Origin of the sequence: Leclercia sp. M50, assembly GCF_037150775.1 — a bacterium.
GTDB lineage: Bacteria > Pseudomonadota > Gammaproteobacteria > Enterobacterales > Enterobacteriaceae > Enterobacter.
In genome coordinates this window covers 21,070-37,948 of record NZ_JBBCPK010000004.1, presented here as the reverse complement: position 1 = coordinate 37,948, position 16,879 = coordinate 21,070, and the positions used below count along the sequence as shown (strand labels likewise).

The 16,879-nt window shown below is 56.9% G+C and carries 14 protein-coding genes; all 14 read right to left on the bottom strand.

Going from position 1 to position 16,879, the window contains the following annotated elements; genetic code table 11:
* Positions 1–41: 41 nt before the first annotated feature.
* On the bottom strand, positions 42–545 hold the full coding sequence (secM, locus tag WFM46_RS01640) for a secA translation cis-regulator SecM (RefSeq protein ID WP_139156317.1): 504 nt from the start codon (positions 543–545) through the stop codon (positions 42–44).
* Positions 546–796: 251 nt separating this feature from the next.
* A complete protein-coding gene (gene lpxC, locus WFM46_RS01635; protein ID WP_103178276.1) occupies positions 797–1,714 on the bottom strand; it encodes a UDP-3-O-acyl-N-acetylglucosamine deacetylase in 918 nt (305 codons plus the stop codon).
* A gap of 101 nt (positions 1,715–1,815) precedes the next feature.
* Positions 1,816–2,967 (bottom strand): cell division protein FtsZ, encoded by a 1,152-nt coding sequence (ftsZ, locus tag WFM46_RS01630; protein WP_103178275.1) that lies wholly within the window; start codon positions 2,965–2,967, stop codon positions 1,816–1,818.
* Positions 2,968–3,030: 63 nt separating this feature from the next.
* Positions 3,031–4,287 carry a cell division protein FtsA gene (ftsA, locus tag WFM46_RS01625; protein ID WP_103178274.1) on the bottom strand — a complete coding sequence of 419 codons (1,257 nt, stop codon included), beginning with the start codon at positions 4,285–4,287 and terminating at the stop codon, positions 3,031–3,033.
* A 2-nt stretch (positions 4,288–4,289) separates the two neighbouring features.
* Positions 4,290–5,123 carry a cell division protein FtsQ gene (ftsQ, locus tag WFM46_RS01620; RefSeq protein ID WP_336996949.1) on the bottom strand — a complete coding sequence of 278 codons (834 nt, stop codon included), beginning with the start codon at positions 5,121–5,123 and terminating at the stop codon, positions 4,290–4,292.
* Between the two features lies 1 nt (position 5,124).
* Entirely contained in the window at positions 5,125–6,045 is a 921-nt protein-coding gene (locus tag WFM46_RS01615; RefSeq protein WP_336996948.1) for a D-alanine--D-alanine ligase, read from the bottom strand.
* Complete coding sequence (gene murC / locus WFM46_RS01610; RefSeq protein ID WP_180209021.1) at positions 6,038–7,513, bottom strand: UDP-N-acetylmuramate--L-alanine ligase; 1,476 nt, start codon at positions 7,511–7,513, stop codon at positions 6,038–6,040. Before murC ends, WFM46_RS01615 begins: the two co-directional genes overlap by 8 nt.
* Positions 7,514–7,572: 59 nt before the next feature.
* Positions 7,573–8,637 (bottom strand): undecaprenyldiphospho-muramoylpentapeptide beta-N-acetylglucosaminyltransferase, encoded by a 1,065-nt coding sequence (murG, locus tag WFM46_RS01605; RefSeq protein WP_103823248.1) that lies wholly within the window; start codon positions 8,635–8,637, stop codon positions 7,573–7,575.
* The gene (gene ftsW, locus WFM46_RS01600) at positions 8,634–9,878 is read right to left on the bottom strand and encodes a cell division protein FtsW (RefSeq protein WP_039030375.1); all 1,245 of its coding nucleotides are present in this window, start codon (positions 9,876–9,878) and stop codon (positions 8,634–8,636) included. Before ftsW ends, murG begins: the two co-directional genes overlap by 4 nt.
* Positions 9,878–11,194 (bottom strand): UDP-N-acetylmuramoyl-L-alanine--D-glutamate ligase, encoded by a 1,317-nt coding sequence (gene murD, locus WFM46_RS01595; RefSeq protein ID WP_220435364.1) that lies wholly within the window; start codon positions 11,192–11,194, stop codon positions 9,878–9,880. The genes ftsW and murD overlap by 1 nt, the downstream gene beginning before the upstream one ends.
* A 2-nt stretch (positions 11,195–11,196) precedes the next feature.
* A complete protein-coding gene (gene mraY / locus WFM46_RS01590) occupies positions 11,197–12,279 on the bottom strand; it encodes a phospho-N-acetylmuramoyl-pentapeptide-transferase (protein WP_103178268.1) in 1,083 nt (360 codons plus the stop codon).
* Positions 12,273–13,631, bottom strand: coding sequence for a UDP-N-acetylmuramoyl-tripeptide--D-alanyl-D-alanine ligase (gene murF / locus WFM46_RS01585; protein ID WP_336996947.1), 1,359 nt, complete (start codon positions 13,629–13,631; stop codon positions 12,273–12,275). Before murF ends, mraY begins: the two co-directional genes overlap by 7 nt.
* On the bottom strand, positions 13,628–15,115 hold the full coding sequence (gene murE, locus WFM46_RS01580) for a UDP-N-acetylmuramoyl-L-alanyl-D-glutamate--2,6-diaminopimelate ligase (protein ID WP_159339987.1): 1,488 nt from the start codon (positions 15,113–15,115) through the stop codon (positions 13,628–13,630). The genes murF and murE overlap by 4 nt, the downstream gene beginning before the upstream one ends.
* Entirely contained in the window at positions 15,102–16,868 is a 1,767-nt protein-coding gene (locus WFM46_RS01575; protein ID WP_114315899.1) for a peptidoglycan glycosyltransferase FtsI, read from the bottom strand. Before WFM46_RS01575 ends, murE begins: the two co-directional genes overlap by 14 nt.
* Positions 16,869–16,879: the final 11 nt, after the last annotated feature.

Sequence of the window (16,879 nt, the reverse complement as noted above, 5' to 3'; positions counted from 1 at the left end):
CATGATGGGCAGTTAAATTAAGGTATTGAACAACGGTTAATTTAGCTGAGGCGTTGAGGTCCGGCGCGGATGCCCTGCACCTGGCTAATCCAGGCGGACACAGAGAAAGCGGTTTGTGGATAAAGTGTGGCAAGCGCGACCTGACGGACAATAACCGGCGGCTTGCTTTGCTGCGTAAGCAGCGTGGTGAGTGTATCGAGCAGCGCCAGATGGTGCGCCTGTACCGGTAAAGGCTCTTCGACAACAGGTAACGCCTGCGGCGCCATGGCAAAGGAGAGATGCCGGATGACGGTACGAATCGCATGCTGATGCCAGTAATCCACCGTGAAATTGGGTCGGCGGTTCGCTTCCAGCAGGGCGAGATTCGTGAAATTGACCCGCGTGCTCAGATCGTGGCGGGTGGTGGTGGTCTTTGCCGGATTTGCGGTTTCGGTGTTACTGCTGAGCGCGGGCAGGCCAAGACTCGCCGCGACCATCCCCAGAAGGAGATGCGGCCAGAAGTAACGTCTGCCAAATTGTCGCCAGCGCGTCAGAATTCCGCTCAATTGCCCCACCACAAGTAAGTGAACCTTCAGGCTCACCGTATGATTTTTATATTTTCGCGCCCAGATAGTAACACTAAAGCCGGGTTGCAGCAGCAGTAATGCGCCACAGAGGAGGTTAAAAATGGTGATGAAATCAGCAAACGAGCCATTGACTACAGCAATACGGGGAAGATAAAAACAAAAACGACTGGTCTTCCTGGCCGGAGAGAGTGCCAGGTCAACCAGTCGAATTTACATAACGGAATTTACCGTTACGCCAGAACCGTGCTCGGTGCTTTGAATGCCAGAGGCAGTTCAGCTTCGTCTTCGAAGGTCACATATTCCCAGGCTTCCTGTTTTGCCAGAACAGCCTGCAACAATTTGTTGTTCAGTGCGTGACCGGATTTATACGCGGTAAACGCACCAATGATGTTGTGACCACACATGAACAGGTCGCCGATCGCATCCAGCATTTTGTGACGAACGAATTCGTCTTCAAAACGCAGGCCGTCTTCGTTCAGTACGCGATAATCGTCAACAACGATGGCACAATCGAAGCTGCCGCCCAGGCACAGGCCGCGGGACTGCAGATATTCGATATCACGCATGAAACCAAACGTACGCGCTCGACTGATCTGACGCATAAACGCATCAGCAGAGAAGTTCATCGCATAGCGCTGGGTGCTGGAATCAATCGCCGGATGGTTGAAGTCGATGGTGAAATCCAACGAAAAACCATTAAACGGCTTGAATTCAGCCCATTTGTCGCCATCCTGGACACGAACGGTCTCTTTGATACGTACGAATTTCTTCGCACTGTTCAGTTCTTCGATGCCGGCGTCCAACAACAGGTAGACGAACGGTGCAGCACTGCCATCCATAATCGGGATTTCCGGCGCATCGACTTCAACAATAATGTTGTCGATACCCAGACCCGCCAGGGCGGCATTCAGGTGCTCTACGGTAGATATCCGCACGTCATGCTCATTCACCAGGCAAGTACAGAGCATGGTATCACGCACAGATTTGGCATCAGCCGGGAAATCTACCGGTGGATTCAAGTCGGTGCGACGATAGATGACCCCGGTATTGGCCGGCGCAGGGCGCAACGTCAGGGTGACTTTCTTGCCGGTATGTAAACCGACACCTGTCGCCTGAACGATACGTTTTAATGTCCTTTGTTTGATCATCGTATAATCTCGCCAAGTTACTTATCCAACCGAGAGTGTACATCACTATCGGGCGGCCAGTTTAGCACAAAGAGCGTAAATTCCCTAATTCCAGCTAATTCTTAATCAGCTTGTTTACGCAGGAATGCTGGAATGTCCAGATAATCCGGCTCTTTCTGCGTTTGTGGCGTATTGTCATTCACCACCTTAGCAGCGGGTTTCTGCTCCTGGGTCAATGGCGCCATGCCGTGCGGCTGGTAGCGATCCATCACCGGCTGCTGTGCAGTTTTGTTGGTCACCAGAGTGATCTCAGGACGTTTGTCCATACCGATACCGGTCGCAACAACCGTTACGCGCAGCTCATCGTTCATTTCCGGATCAAGGGAAGTACCGATTACCACGGTTGCGTTATCAGAGGCGAACGCACGGATGGTGTTACCCACGGTTTCGAACTCATCCAGACGCAGGTCGAAGCCCGCAGTGATGTTAACCAGCACGCCGCGCGCGCCAGACAGATCGATATCTTCCAGCAGCGGAGAAGAGATCGCCATTTCAGCGGCTTCTTCTGCACGGTCTTCACCTTTCGCCACGCCGGAACCCATCATCGCGTAGCCCATTTCGGACATCACGGTGCGCACGTCAGCAAAGTCGACGTTCATCAGGCCTGGACGGGTGATCAGCTCGGCGATACCCTGGACTGCGCCTTTCAGAACATCGTTCGCCGCGCCAAAAGCGTCCAGCAGAGAGATGCCACGACCCAGCACTTTCAGCAGTTTGTCGTTTGGAATAGTGATCAGCGAGTCCACATGCTTGGACAGCTCGGTGATACCCTGCTCTGCAAACGCCATACGCTTCTTGCCTTCAAAGTTGAAAGGCTTGGTCACAACGGCAACAGTCAGGATACCTAAATCTTTAGCCACTTCCGCAACAACTGGCGCAGCACCGGTTCCGGTACCACCGCCCATGCCTGCGGCAATAAACACCATGTCTGCACCATCAAGTGCCGCACGCAGTGCTTCACGATCTTCTTCTGCAGCGTTACGGCCGACTTCCGGGTTTGCCCCAGCGCCCAGCCCTTTAGTGATGCCGCCGCCGATCTGAATTGTCTGGCCAACAGCCGTCTTACGCAGTGCCTGCGCATCGGTGTTCACCGCGAAGAATTCAACGCCTTCGATGCGCTCGCGCACCATGTGCTCTACAGCATTACCGCCGCCGCCACCGACGCCGATGACTTTAATCACCGCGTCGTTGGTCAGTTCCATAGGTTCAAACATAGTTTCTCTCCGTTTTGTGCCTGTCGCCTGAAACCGTTAATTCTCTCCGGTCTCTTACAAAAATTAAAACTCTTTTCGCAGCCAGGTGTTGATTCGTTTAAACCACGAACCCACCGACGTGCGTTTTTCTACTTCTGCTTCGCCACTAAGATGGGTTTCCTTCCCGTAATGAAGCAAGCCCACAGCCGTTGAGTAATACGGCTCCTGAGCATAATCCGTCAGACCGGTGATGTTCAGCGGTGCCCCAATGCGCACCTGCGTATGGAACACGCGCTGAGCGCAAGCCGCAAGACCTTCAATTTGCGCCGCGCCGCCGGTTAATACAATCCCCGCCGCAAGATGATGTTTAACCCCCTGCTGGCGAAGCTGTTCCTGTAATTGCAAAATCTCTTCGTTCACGAGGTTGAGCAGCTCGGTATAACGCGGCTCAATGACCTCGGCCAACGTCTGGCGCTGCAGGCTGCGCGGCGGACGACCACCGACGCTCGGCACTTCGACGCTCTCATCTTTACCAACGATAGAGCCCAGCGCACACCCGTGGCGCACTTTAATCGCCTCAGCATCGCTCGGTGGCGTACCAAAGGCATACGCGATATCGCTGGTGACCACATTCCCTGCATAAGGGATAACTTTGGTGTGGCGCAGCGCTCCGCCGGTGTAGACGGCCATGTCCATAGTACCACCGCCGATATCGACGACACAGACGCCCAGCTCACGTTCGTCTTCAGTCAGCACCGAATAACTTGCCGCCAGACCGGCGAAAATAAGTTGGTCAACTTTCAGGCCACAACGTTCCACGGCTTTAACAATGTTCTTCGCCATATCGTTGTGACATGTGATCAAGTGCACTTTTGCCTGCATACGCACGCCTGAAAGCCCCACCGGATTTTTAATGCCTTCCTGATAATCGATGGCGTATTCCTGCGGGATCACATGCAGTACGCGATGCTCATCGCGGACACGCACCGACTTCGCAGTATGCACTACGTTCTCGACGTCTTCCTGCGAGACTTCTTCTTCTGAGATCGGCACCATACCGATCTCGTTCTGGCAGCTGATATGTTTGCCAGAGAGTGCCAGATACACGGAGGAAATCTGGCAATCCGCCATCAGTTCGGCCTGATCGATGGCGCGCTGTACGCATTTCACCACCGACTCGAGGTCGTTTACCCCACCTTTATCCATACCACGGGAGGGGCAGCTACCCACACCAATGATATTGACCATACCGTCGGGCAGAACTTCCCCTACTAAAGCAGCAACCTTCGCAGTGCCAATCTCCAGTCCTACTACCAGTTTTCTGTCCGTCGCCTTGATCATTGTTATTCTGCCTGTACCTGAGCCTGATTCTGTTGCTGATTAGGTTCCTCAACCGGGGCCGGGGTCCACCCGACCGATGCGCCTGAGTCATAGCGCAAATCAACGTAGCTAATCCTTTTGCCTTCAGCCTGCGCCTGCTGCTGCAGAACGGGATAGAGTTCTACAAAACGTTCCAGACGCTTCATCGTGTCACCCCGCCCCAGGTTCAGCTTAATATCGTTCGTCAGCGTCAACTGCCAGGAACGACGCGCCGTCATTGCAGCCTGTTTCAGGGTAAAACGATCCTTAGCCAGCACCTTCCCCATGCTACGAAAACCTTCCAGCACTTCGTTTTCGCTGCCTTCCGGCCCATATAACATAGGTAAATTTTGCTTGCTGACACGATCGGCCGGGACGCTGAAAGAAACTCCCTGTACGTCAACCATATGCTGATCATTCCAACGCGCAATGGGTACATATTCAACCAGATGAATCTTCAATTCATCAGGCCATTGCTTTCTGACGCTTGCCTGTTTAATCCACGGCAGGCGCTCAATCTGACTCTGAATAATGTTCACATCCTGCGTCATGAAGGTGCCAGGCGATCCCAATGCCAGGATCGACTGACGGATATCATCATTACGCGTGTAGTGACGGTCACCCGTTACCACCAGTTTCGACAGAGGCAGACGTTGTGCATCTTCCATCCAGCCGAGCACCATCCAGCCGCTAACAAACACAGTACACAGCACGGCGAGCAGGAAGGTAATCCCTGCAAGACGCGTTCCATTACTCCGCCGGGAAGTATATTCTTCTTCCTCGTCGCGGTTTCGCGTGTTCAGCGCAGCCTGAGACATATCAGCCCGCCTGATCCAGAATGCGGACCACCAGCTGCGAGAAGCTCATTCCCGCCTGGCGAGCCGCCATCGGCACCAGACTGTGGCTGGTCATACCCGGTGAGGTATTGGCTTCCAGCAGATAAAATTGCCCGTCGCTATCCTGCATGACGTCGATTCTTCCCCAACCACGGCAGCCAAGAACATGCCAGGCTTTTAGCACCAGAGCGCTTAATAATGCTTCACGCCCGGCATCCAGACCACTTGGGCAGAAATATTGCGTCTCATCAGAGAGATACTTCGCCTCATAATCATAGAAGGTTCCGGCAGGTTGGATACGAATTGACGGTAAAATTTCTTCCCCGAGCATCGCAACGGTAAATTCCGGTCCGCTTAGCCATTTTTCAACCAGAACTTCTTCATCATGTTGAAATGCCAGCGCTAATGCAGATGATATATCGCCTGCTTCGTCTACTTTAGACATTCCTACGCTTGAGCCTTCACGGCTGGGTTTCACAATCACTGGCAATCCCAGCGCTGCAATACGTTCAGTGACGCTGGCTTCAAGGCCCTGCTCAAATTCACGGCGTGTCAGTGCCACCCAAGGCGCAACCGGTAACCCGGCGCCCTGCCAGAGCAGCTTGCTGCGCAGTTTGTCCATAGAGATGGCCGACGCCATCACGCCGCTGCCGGTATAAGGCAGGCCAATGATATCCAGCAAGCCCTGCAACGTGCCGTCTTCACCGCCGCGACCGTGCAGCGCGATAAACACTTTGTCAAAACCCATCTCTTTCAGGCGCGTCACGTCGGTCTCTTTCGGATCGACCAGGTGCGCATCAACGTCGCCTTCCCGCAACCCGGCCAACACCGCGGCGCCAGAGTTCAGGGAGACCTCGCGCTCAGCCGAGGTGCCGCCAGCGAGGACCGCAATCTTATCAGCCATGATGCTCTTCCTCCGAAATTTGCGGCTTAAGTTTGATTTCGGCCAGTGTACGGGCGATTTTGCCGATATTTCCTGCCCCTTGCACCAGAATCAAATCATTGCCGGTCAACACTGGGGCAAGCATGGCTGCCGCCTGTGCATGATCGGAGACCAGAATCGGGTCGACCTTGCCGCGCCCACGAATGGTACGGCACAGCGAACGGCTGTCGGCACCCGGAATGGCCGCCTCACCCGCTGAGTACACTTCCAGCATCAGCAACGTATCAACCTGCGAGAGCACATTCGCGAAATCATCGTACAGGTCACGGGTACGGGTGTAACGGTGTGGCTGGAACAGCATAACCAGATTTTTGTCCGGCCAGCCCGCGCGCGCCGCTTTGATCGTGGCATCCACTTCTGTCGGGTGGTGTCCGTAGTCATCCACCAGCATCGCGGTGCCGCTTTTGCCATTAACCCCCTCCAGCGGAAACTCGCCGAGGAAATCAAAACGGCGCCCGGTTCCCTGGAAGCTTTCCAGCGCCCGCAGAATCGCCTCGTCGTCAATGCCTTCCTCTGTGGCGACCGCAACGGCTGCCGCAGCATTAAGGGCGTTATGACGTCCTGGCGCGTTAAGCGTCACCTGCAGCAGCTCTTTATCCTGACGTGCCAGAGTGAAATGCCCCTGCGCACCAATCTGTTTGAAGCTCTCTATGCGGACATCAGCATCTTCGCTGAAACCGTATGTCGTGATCTGACGTCCGACACGCGGCAGCAGCTCGCGGATCACCGGATCGTCAACGCACATGACCGCACGTCCATAAAACGGCAGGTTGTGCAAAAAGTTTATAAAGGTTTGCTTTAAATTTTCGAAGTCGCCCTGGTAGGTATCCATATGGTCGGCTTCGATGTTGGTCACAATCGCCACCATCGGCTGCAAATGCAGGAACGAGGCGTCACTCTCATCCGCTTCCGCGATGAGATAACGGCTGTTGCCGAGGCGAGCGTGAACGCCCGCCGCTTTGACCAGGCCGCCGTTCACGAAGGTCGGATCGAGACCCGCTTCGGCATAAATACTGGAGACCATCGCCGTGGTGGTGGTTTTACCGTGCGTACCGGCAATGGCAATACCGTGACGAAAACGCATCAGCTCGGCCAGCATCTCCGCGCGGCGGATCACCGGGATACGCGCTTCATGTGCGGCAACGATTTCCGGGTTATCGGCGGGAATGGCGCTGGAGACCACGACCACGCTCGCATCCAGCACGTTTTCCGGGCGGTGATTAAAATAGATGGTCGCACCCAGCGACGCCAACTGTTGCGTAACAGGGTTCGGCGCCAGATCGGACCCGCTGATCTGGTAGCCTTCATTCGCCAGCACCTCGGCAATACCGCCCATACCGGCGCCGCCGATGCCAACAAAGTGAATGTGCCGGACGCGACGCATCTCGGGCACGATTGAACGCAGTTTCGCCAGTTGTTGTGTATTCATTCTCTAAACGCCATCGACTACTTCAAAAAAATCGTGCAGCGCAACACGCGCTGCGAGGGTTACGCCTGGGCTGCCAGGCTCACTTCTTTCGCCACCCGCTCCGTTGCATCCGGGATCGCGGCGGCACGTGCGTGCTGCGCCATCGCCAGCAATGTCTCCCGGTCCCAGCCCGCCAGGGTGGTGGCGACCGCGTCGGCGGTAAACTGCGGCTGTTCAAAAATTTTCGCGGCACCGGCTTTTTCAAGCGGCAGCGCATTCCAGTACTGCTGACGGTCTTTGTGCTGGAACGGCACAAACAGCGCCGGCAAGCCAGCGGCGGCGATCTCGCTCACCGTCAGCGCGCCGGAGCGGCAGACCACGACATCGGCCCAGGCATACGCCGCCGCCATGTCGTCGATAAATTCGGTCACTTTATGCTGCGGCTGTCCGGCTTCGGCATAAGCTTGCTCTACCGTTTGCTGCGCGCCTTTTCCGCTTTGATGCCAGATGGTCACCGCGCTGCCGAGCTTCGCCGCCACCTGCGGCAGGGTCTGGTTCAGAACGCGCGCGCCCTGTGAGCCGCCCACGACCAGTACCCGCACCGGCCCTTCACGGCCAACGAGTCGCTCCTGCGGCAACGGCAGGGCCAGCACGTCAACACGCACCGGGTTGCCTACCACGTCGGCTTTCGGGAATGCCCCCGGAAAAGCCTGCATCACTTTGCTGGCAATTTTCGCCAGCCATTTATTGGTGAGGCCCGCGATACCGTTCTGCTCGTGAAGCACAACCGGAATACCGAGCGACCACGCCGCCAGCCCGCCTGGGCCGGAGACATAACCGCCCATCCCCAGCACCACGTCCGGCTTAAAACGCTTCATGATCGCCCGCGCCTGACGCCAGGCGTTGAAAATACGCACCGGCGCCAGCAGCAACGCTTTGATCCCCTTGCCGCGCAGGCCAGAAATACGAATAAAGTCGATCTCAATCCCGTGCTTCGGCACCAGATCGGCCTCCATGCGGTCGGCGGTTCCCAGCCAGCGTACCTGCCAGCCCTGATCCATTAAATGGTGCGCAACCGCGAGCCCGGGGAACACATGCCCGCCAGTACCGCCCGCCATCACCATTAACCGCTTCGGTTGATTCATCGTGAACCTCGTGTAAACGCCTGGGCATTTTCCAGACGCGTTTCATAATCTATGCGTAACAAGAACATAATGGCGGTCGACATGATCAACAGACTCGAACCACCGTAACTGATTAACGGCAACGTCAGACCTTTGGTTGGCAGCATACCTGCTGCGGCACCTACGTTAACCAGCGCCTGGAAGCTAAACCAGATCCCGATTGAGCAGGCTAAAAAGCCTGAAAAACGGTGATCGATAACCAGCGCTTTTCGGCCAATCGACATCGCACGGAAAGCGACGAAGAATACCATTAATAGCGCTAATACCACACCGATATAACCCAGTTCTTCCCCAATAATGGAGAAGATGAAGTCGGTATGCGCTTCGGGTAAATATTCCAGTTTCTGGACCGAGTTCCCCAGCCCTTGGCCCCACATTTCACCGCGGCCAAACGCCATCAGCGACTGTGTCAGCTGATAACCGCTGCCGAACGGATCTTCCCAGGGGTTCCAGAAAGAGGTCACGCGGCGGATACGATACGGCTCGGCGAGGATCAGCAGCACGACCGCGGAGATCCCCATCCCGATGATGGCGATGAACTGCCACAGTTTCGCCCCCGCCAGGAACAGCATCGCCAGCGTGGTGACGAACAGTACCACCACGGTACCGAGGTCCGGCTGGGCCAGCAGCAGTACCGCCAGCACCAGAATCACGCCCATCGGTTTTAAGAAGCCGCGCAGGTTGTTACGCACCTCATCCACCTTACGCACCAGGTAGTTGGCGAGATAGCAGAAGAGCGACAGCTTGGTAAATTCCGCCGGCTGAATACGCAGCGGGCCAAAAGCAATCCAGCGCGATGCCCCGTTCACCGAGCTCCCGACCACCAGCACGATTAACAGCATCACGATCGAGGCGATGAGCATGGCGGTACTGTGGCGCTGCCAGAACGCCATCGGCAGGCGTAACGTCACCATTGCCAGACAGAACGCCAGGATGATGTAGAGCCCATCACGCTTGGCAAACAGGAAAGGATCGTTCGCCAGTCGTTGCCCGACAGGCATCGATGCCGAGGTCACCATAATAAAACCAATCGCCGCCAGCCCCAGCGTGAGCCAGAGCAGCATGCGGTCGTACATCACCAGGCTATCGGAGTCTTTATCCCGGGAGCCCATGACCCAGCCTTTTAATGCCGACGAGATCCAGACCAGGATGCCAAATCCTGGCAGGCGCGGCATTTTTGGGCGAGGGAGAGAGAAACGCATCAGCCTAACTCCTTCGCCAGGCGGGTAAAGAGATCGCCCCGCTGTTCGAAATTCTTAAACTGATCGAGGCTGGCGCAGGCCGGAGAGAGCAGCACCATATCGCCCGGCTTCACGCGAGGGGCAATCAGGCGCATTGCCTGTTCCATGGTTTCGGTCTGCTCGGCAATCTCAGGACGCAGTTCAGCCAGTTCCCTGCCGTCACGACCAAAGCAGTAGAGACGGATGTTATCGCCGGAGAGATACTGCTTCAGGGAGGTGAAATCGGCAGATTTACCGTCGCCACCCAGCAGCAGATGCAGAGTGCCGTCGACGTGCAGGCCGTTCAGCGCCGCTTCGGTGCTGCCGACGTTGGTGGCTTTGGAATCATTGATCCAGCGTACCCCGTTATGCTCCAGCGCCAGCTGGAAACGGTGCGCCAGTCCGGTAAAGGTGGTTAACGCCTGCAGGCTGGAGGAACGTGGAAGACCGACGGCATCCGCCAGCGCCAGCGCCGCCAGCGCATTGGTGTAGTTATGCTGACCGGAAAGCTTCATCTCCTTCACGTTCAGCACTTTCTCACCTTTCACCCGCAGCCAGGTTTCACCTAACTGCCGGTTCAGATGATAATCACCCATGGTGATACCAAAGCTGATGCAGCGGTCATCAGCGCCGCGTACTGGCATGGTCAGGGCATCATCGGCGTTAACGACGCAGACTTTCGCATTTTCATAAATACGCAGTTTGGCTGCGCGATACTGCTGCAGACCAAACGGATACCTGTCCATATGATCTTCGGTCACGTTCAGGATCGTGGCCGCGGCTGCATGCAGGCTGGAGGTGGTCTCCAGCTGGAAGCTGGAGAGTTCCAGTACGTACAGCTCGCAGCCTTTGTCCAGCAGCATCAGCGCCGGCAAACCGATGTTGCCGCCAACGCCGACATTTTTGCCCGCCGCTTTCGCCATCTCACCCACCAGGGTGGTGACGGTGCTTTTTCCGTTAGAGCCGGTAATGGCGATAACAGGCGCCTGCGCTTCACGGCAGAACAGCTCGATATCACCAACAATCTCAACGCCCGCATCGGCCGCGGCGCTCAGTGAAGGGTGCGCCAGCGCCATACCGGGGCTGGCCACAATCAGATCGGCTGCCAGCAGCCAGTCATCATTCAGACCACCAAGGTGGCGTTCAACCTGTTCCGGCAGTTTATCCAGACCAGGCGGAGAGACACGCGTGTCCATCACACGCGGCGTCACGCCCCGCGCGAGGAAAAAGTCCACGCAGGAGAGGCCGGTTAAGCCTAACCCGATGATAACGACTTTTTTACCCTGGTAATCTGCCATGATTAACGTACCTTCAGCGTTGCCAGGCCAATCAGCACCAGCATCAGCGAAATAATCCAGAAGCGCACGATGACGCGCGGTTCCGGCCAGCCTTTCAGTTCATAGTGGTGATGGATAGGTGCCATCCGGAAGATGCGCTGACCGCGCAGCTTGAAGGAGCCTACCTGCAGGATCACCGACAGGGTTTCAACCACGAACACACCGCCCATGATCACCAGCAGGAACTCCTGGCGCAGCAGCACGGCGATAATGCCCAGCGCGCCGCCCAGTGCCAGAGAACCGACGTCCCCCATAAAGACCTGCGCCGGGTAGGTGTTGAACCACAGGAAGCCTAAACCTGCGCCGACAATCGCCGTGCAGACGATCACCAGCTCACCGGCGTGACGCAGATAAGGAATATGCAGATAGCTGGCGAAGTTCATATTGCCGCTCGCCCACGCCACCAGCGCAAAGCCCGCTGCGACAAAGACGGTTGGCATAATGGCCAGGCCATCCAGGCCGTCGGTCAGGTTGACGGCATTGCCGGTACCGACAATCACAAAGTAGGACAAGAGGATGTAGAACAGGCCCAGCTGCGGCATCACGTCTTTAAAGAACGGCACCACCAGCTCGGTGGCCGGGGTGTCTTTTCCTGCCAGATAGAGCGCGAAGGCCACGCCCAGCGCAATCACCGACATCCAGAAATATTTCCAGCGGGCGATCAGACCTTTGGTGTCTTTACGCACCACTTTGCGGTAGTCATCAACAAAACCGATAATCCCGTACCCCACCAGTACCACCAGCACGCACCAGACGTACGGGTTTGACGGGTAAGCCCACAGCAGCACCGACACCACAATCGCGGTGAGGATCATAATGCCGCCCATGGTCGGCGTACCGCGTTTACTGAAGTGTGATTCCGGACCGTCGTTACGCACGACCTGGCCGAAAGAGAGTTTTTGCAGACGGGCAATCATGCGCGGACCCATCCACAATGAGATGAACAGCGCAGTCAGCAGGCTGACGATGGCGCGAAACGTCAGATAGGAAAAGACGTTAAAGCCGGAATAATATTTGACCAAATGCTCGGCCAGCCAAACTAACATGTCCCGTTCTCCTGTAAAGCGTGCACGACCTCTTCCATGGCGGCACTGCGTGAACCTTTCACTAAAACTGTCACAATTTGTTGTTCTGCAACCAGTGCCTTAAGGCGAGCGATCAACGCCGCTTTATCGGCAAAATGCTCACCGACGCCGCTGGCCTGGCTGATAAATTTGCTGAGATGTCCCGCGCTTAACACGCGATCGATACCGGAGGCTTTTGCCGCCTCACCCACCTGGGTATGGCAGGCTTCGCTTTCATCGCCCAGCTCGGCCATATCGCCAACCACCATCACGCGATAGCCAGGCATCTCAGACAGCACCTGTACGGCGGCAGTCATGGAGCCGACGTTGGCGTTGTAGGAGTCGTCCAGCAGCAGTTTGTTTTCCGCCAGCGGGATCGGGAACAGGCGTCCGGGAACGGCTTTCAGGTTTGCCAGCCCGCTTTTGATAGCAGACAGCGGCGCGCCGACGGCCATCGCCAGTGCACTCGCCGCCAGGGCATTGGCGATGTTGTGGCGACCCGGCAGAGGCAGCAGCACCTCCACATTCCCCGTTGGGGTCTGCAACGTAAATTCGGTGCCGTGAGAGGTCACATGAATGTTGTTGGCGGTGAAGTCGCTGTTCGCGGCATTAGGCGAGAAGCGCCAGGTTTTGCGATCCCCGATAACGCTTTGCCAGTTCAGCCAGTCGTTATTATCGGCATTCATAATGGCGATGCCGTTGGCCGGCAGGCCGGTGTAGATCTCGCCCTTCGCTTTTGCCACGCCTTCGAGCGAGCCGAAGCCTTCCAGATGTGCCGCCGCCAGGTTATTCACCAGCGCCGCTTCCGGTTGCGTCAGGCTAACGGTCCAGGCGATTTCACCCTGGTGATTGGCACCGAGTTCGATTACCGCAAACTCATGCTCGCGGGTCAGACGCAGCAACGTCATCGGTACGCCAATATCATTGTTCAGATTGCCTGCGGTATAGAGGGTATTGCCACACTGGGTGAGGATGGCGGCCGTCATCTCTTTAACGGACGTTTTACCAGAGGAGCCGGTCAGCGCCACAACGCGCGTCGGAACCTGCTGGCGAACCCATGCCGCCAGTTCACCAAACGCCAGACGGGTATCTTTTACCACCGCCTGCGGCAGGTCGATATCCAGTTTACGGCTTACCAGCAGCGCACCTGCCCCGGCGGCTTTCGCCTGTTCGGCGAAATCGTGGGCATCGAAACGCTCCCCCTTAAGCGCCACAAACAGGCAGCCGGGAGTGATTTTACGCGTGTCGGTGGTCACCGCATCGAAACTCATCTCATCGCCGCTGACGTCTGCGCGCAGGATCGTCGCAAGCTGGCTTAGCGTTACGCTGATCATGCCACCACTCCCAGCAGACGCGCCGCGGTTACACGGTCGGAGTAATCCAGACGGTTGGTGCCGACAATCTGATAATCTTCGTGGCCTTTACCGGCCAGCAGCACCACATCGTTCTCGTTAGCCTGCATGATGGCGTTGGTCACCGCTTCTGCGCGGCCTTCCACCACACGGGCACGGCCCGCATCCAGCATACCGGCCAGAATGTCGTTGATGATGGCGCGCGGCTCTTCGGTGCGCGGGTTGTCATCGGTCACGACCGCGATATCCGCGAACTGTTCAGCAATGGCGCCCATCAGCGGACGTTTGCCTTTATCACGATCGCCGCCGCAGCCAAAGACGCACCACAGTTTACCGGCGCAGTGCAGGCGCGCGGCTTCCAGCGCTTTCTCCAGCGCATCCGGCGTGTGGGCATAATCCACCACCACCGTCGGTTTGCCTGGGGCGGTGAAGACTTCCATGCGGCCACAAACCGGCTGCAGGCGCGCGGAGGTACGGAGCAGTTCCGCCAGCGGATAACCCAGCGCCAGCAAGGTCGCGAGGGCCAGCAGTAGATTGCTGACGTTGAACGCCCCCATCAGACGGCTTTCGATTTCGCCCTCGCCCCAGCTCGAGGCAAAGCGAATGGTCGCGCCGCTATCGTGATAGGCCACGTCGGTGGCCTTCAGCCAGCGGCCGTGGCAGTTCGGGTTGATACGATCGGCCATGGAGACCGCAACGGCATCCGGCAGTTTAGCCAGCCAGCGGCGACCCACTTCGTCATCGGCGTTGATAATCGCCTGACCGCAGTGATGCGTGGCATAAAGCTGCCATTTCGCCGCTTCGTAGTTCTCCATGTCGCCGTGGTAGTCGAGGTGATCCCGGCTCAGGTTAGTGAACACAGAGGCGGCAAATTTCAGCGCCGCGACACGGTGCTGTACCAGCCCGTGAGAAGAGACTTCCATCGCTGCAAAGGTCGCACCCTGCCCCGCCAGACCGGCCAGCACGTGCTGTACGTCAACGGCAGAGCCGGTGGTATTTTCCGTTGGGTTCACTTTGCCCAGCAGGCCATTGCCCACGGTACCCATTACCGCGCTGGTTTCACCCAGCAGTTGCGCCCACTGCGCCATCAGCTGCGTGGTGGTGGTTTTACCGTTGGTGCCGGTCACGCCAACCAGACGCAACCGGTCAGAAGGTTCGTTATAAAAACGTCCCGCCAGCGCAGAGAGACGTTCATTCAGCTGGCTGAGATAGATGACCGGCACGCCGTGCATTTCACGGATTTCACCGTCAGTGGCCTCATCTTTTGCCTCAGCAATAATGGCAGCAACACCTTGCGCTATCGCCTGCGGGATATAGCGACGCCCGTCCGCCTGATGACCTACGACTGCCACAAAAAGATCGCCCGAGGCAGCCACACGGCTGTCGAGTACCATCTCTCGCAGTTCTCTCGCAGGTAAGCCTGTTACCCACGGAGCAAGAAGGTCGCGCAAATTACGATCTGCCACCTGTTCCCTCGCCTTGATTAATTACAAATTCACTTTTCTCGCCCGTTGCCAGCGCATCCGGCTCGATGTTCATGGTGCGCAATACGCCGCCCATGATGGCACCGAAAACCGGCGCGGAAACGGCGCCACCGTAGTATTTACCCGCCTGTGGATCGTTGATGACGACCACCAGCGCAAAACGCGGATTACTCGCAGGCGCAACGCCTGCGGTATATGCAATGTATTTATTGATGTAGCGGCCATCTGGCCCGACTTTTTTCGCCGTACCGGTTTTGATGGCGATGCGATAGCCTTTGATCGCCGCTTTCACGCCGCCGCCGCCGGGCAGCGCCACGCTTTCCATCATGTGAACGACGGTACGAACGATCGATTCCGGGAAGATACGCTCACCGGGAACCGGGGGATCAACTTTGGTAATTGAGAGCGGGCGATAGACGCCATAGCTGCCAATCGTTGCATAGACACGCGCCAACTGTAACGGCGTTACCATTAGCCCGTAGCCGAAAGAGAAGGTGGCCCTCTCTATGTCAGACCACCGTTGTTTTTGAGGATATAAGCCACTGCGTTCTCCGACCAACCCCAAATTGGTCGCCTTTCCCAGCCCAAAACGTGAGTAAGTTTCTACTAACGCTGAGGACGGCATCGCTAACGCCAGCTTAGAAACGCCAACGTTACTCGACTTCTGTAAAACCCCGGTGAGGGTCAATTCGCTGTAACGCGCCACGTCTTTGATCTCGTGACCATTGATGCGGTAAGGCACGGTATTCAGCACGGTATTTTCATTGACGATACCGCGCTGCAGGGCGGTCATCACCACCATCGGTTTTACCGTGGAACCCGGCTCGAAGACGTCGGTGATGGCACGGTTACGCATGGCGTCTTTGGCCGTGCCGGTAAAATTGTTCGGGTTGTAAGACGGGCTGTTGGCCATCGCCAGCACTTCACCGGTGCTGACATCCACCAGCACGGCGCTGCCGGATTCCGCTTTGTTAAAGGCGACGGCGTTATTCAGCTCACGGTAGACCAGCGCCTGTAAACGCTCGTCAATACTCAACGCCAGATTGTGCGCCGCCTGGCTGTCGGTTGAAGAGATATCTTCAATCACGCGACCATAACGGTCTTTACGCACCACGCGCTCGCCCGGTTGACCGGTCAGCCATTTATCGAAACTCTTCTCAACGCCTTCAATCCCCTGGCTGTCGACGTTGGTAAAGCCAATCAGGTGGGCGGTCACTTCCCCGGACGGGTAGTAGCGACGCGACTCTTCACGCAGGTGAATGCCGGGCAGCTTCAGCTTTTTGATGTAGTCGGCCATGTCAGGGTTAACCTGACGTGCCAGATAGATAAAGCGCCCTTTCGGGTTAGCATTGACGCGAGCGGCCAGCTGATCGAGCGGCATTTTCAGCGCGTCAGAGAGCGCCTTCCAGCGGTTATCCAGTGAGATCCCGCCAGCGTCATGCAGCTCTTTAGGATCCGCCCAGATCGCTTTTACCGGTACGCTGACCGCCAGCGGACGACCAGAACGGTCGGTAATCAGGCCACGCGATGTCGAGACTTCCTGAACGCGCAGAGAGCGCATATCGCCCTGGCGCACCAGCATGTCGGGGGCAATGATCTGCAGCCACGCCACGCGTCCCAGCAGGAAACCCAGCGCCAGTAAAATGCAGCCGCACAGCAACGCAAAACGCCAGCTGATAAAGCTGGCCTGTTCTTCCTGACGTTTTGGTTTTAGCGCCTTCGCCGCGGATTTCATGCGTCGCGTTT

What these genes read in the sequence shown, in the direction of transcription:
- ftsQ (WP_336996949.1), bottom strand. Translation starts at nt 5,123, where the DNA reads ATGTCTCAGGCTGCGCTGAACACGCGAAACCGCGACGAGGAAGAAGAA.
- ftsA (WP_103178274.1), bottom strand. Translation starts at nt 4,287, where the DNA reads ATGATCAAGGCGACGGACAGAAAACTGGTAGTAGGACTGGAGATTGGC.
- murG (WP_103823248.1), bottom strand. Translation starts at nt 8,637, where the DNA reads ATGAATCAACCGAAGCGGTTAATGGTGATGGCGGGCGGTACTGGCGGG.
- murC (WP_180209021.1), bottom strand. Translation starts at nt 7,513, where the DNA reads ATGAATACACAACAACTGGCGAAACTGCGTTCAATCGTGCCCGAGATG.
- WFM46_RS01575 (WP_114315899.1), bottom strand. Translation starts at nt 16,868, where the DNA reads ATGAAATCCGCGGCGAAGGCGCTAAAACCAAAACGTCAGGAAGAACAG.
- murF (WP_336996947.1), bottom strand. Translation starts at nt 13,631, where the DNA reads ATGATCAGCGTAACGCTAAGCCAGCTTGCGACGATCCTGCGCGCAGAC.
- lpxC (WP_103178276.1), bottom strand. Translation starts at nt 1,714, where the DNA reads ATGATCAAACAAAGGACATTAAAACGTATCGTTCAGGCGACAGGTGTC.
- mraY (WP_103178268.1), bottom strand. Translation starts at nt 12,279, where the DNA reads ATGTTAGTTTGGCTGGCCGAGCATTTGGTCAAATATTATTCCGGCTTT.
- ftsZ (WP_103178275.1), bottom strand. Translation starts at nt 2,967, where the DNA reads ATGTTTGAACCTATGGAACTGACCAACGACGCGGTGATTAAAGTCATC.
- murD (WP_220435364.1), bottom strand. Translation starts at nt 11,194, where the DNA reads ATGGCAGATTACCAGGGTAAAAAAGTCGTTATCATCGGGTTAGGCTTA.
- ftsW (WP_039030375.1), bottom strand. Translation starts at nt 9,878, where the DNA reads ATGCGTTTCTCTCTCCCTCGCCCAAAAATGCCGCGCCTGCCAGGATTT.
- WFM46_RS01615 (WP_336996948.1), bottom strand. Translation starts at nt 6,045, where the DNA reads ATGGCTGATAAGATTGCGGTCCTCGCTGGCGGCACCTCGGCTGAGCGC.